General features: G+C 75.5%; 1 protein-coding gene. It reads right to left on the bottom strand.

Going from position 1 to position 997, the window contains the following annotated elements:
• Window positions 1–997, bottom strand: a 997-nt coding sequence (locus tag RKE29_RS30090) for a type I polyketide synthase (protein ID WP_312008872.1), incomplete at both ends; no start/stop codon positions are given.

Genomic DNA, 997 nt, shown 5'->3' with positions numbered 1-997 from the left:
CATCCCCACCCACTGCGCCCCCTGACCAGGGAACACGAACACCGGCTTGCCACCGGTCGCACTCCCCTGAAGGACGTGCGCCGCGGGCTCCGACGCGGCCAGCGCGCCGAGACCCGCCAGCAGTTCCTCACGACCGGAGGCCACCACCACCGCGCGGCGCTCCAACTGCGCCCGCGTGGCGACCGACGAGAAGCCGAGGTCGAGCGGCGTCACCTCGGGCCGGGCGGCCAGGTAGGCCCGCAGGCGGCCCGCCTGCGCCCGCAGCGCGGCCTCGCCGCGCGCGGACACCAGCACCGGCACCACCGGCAGCGGCCGGGGCTCGCCCTCGGCCCGCGCCTGGTCCTCGGCCGGGGCCTCCTCCAGGATCACGTGGGCGTTCGTGCCGCTCACGCCGAAGGACGACACGCCCGCGCGGCGCGGCCGGCCCGGAGCGGTCCACTCCTGGGCCTCGGTCAGCAGCTCGATCTCGCCCGCGTCCCAGTCCACGTGCGGCGACGGCTCGTCCACGTGCAGGGTCGCGGGCAGCAGCCGGTGCCGCAGGGCCTGCACCATCTTGATCACACCGGCCACGCCGGCGGCCGCCGACGTGTGCCCGATGTTGGACTTGATCGACCCGAGCTTCAGCGGGCCGTCGGTCCGCTCGCGGCCGTACGTCGCCAGCAGCGCGTGCGCCTCGATCGGGTCGCCCAGCTTGGTACCCGTACCGTGGCCCTCCACCGCGTCCACGTCAGCGGGATTCAGCCCCGCGTTGGCCAGCGCCTGGCGGATCACCCGCTCCTGCGACGGACCGTTCGGCGCCGTCAGACCGTTGCTCGCACCGTCCTGGTTGATCGCACTGCCGCGCACGACGGCGAGCACCTGGTGGCCGTTGCGCCGCGCGTCCGAAAGGCGCTCCACCACCAGCAGGCCCGCGCCGTCGCCGAACCCGGTGCCGTCCGCGGAGGCCGCGTACGACCTGCACCGGCCGTCGGGGGACAGCGCCCGCTGCCGGCTGAAC

This window comes from Streptomyces sp. B1866 (assembly GCF_031932565.1).
Taxonomy (GTDB): domain Bacteria; phylum Actinomycetota; class Actinomycetes; order Streptomycetales; family Streptomycetaceae; genus Streptomyces.
Note: the sequence above shows the minus strand (reverse complement) of the source record. Positions and strands in the feature narration are given on the sequence as shown.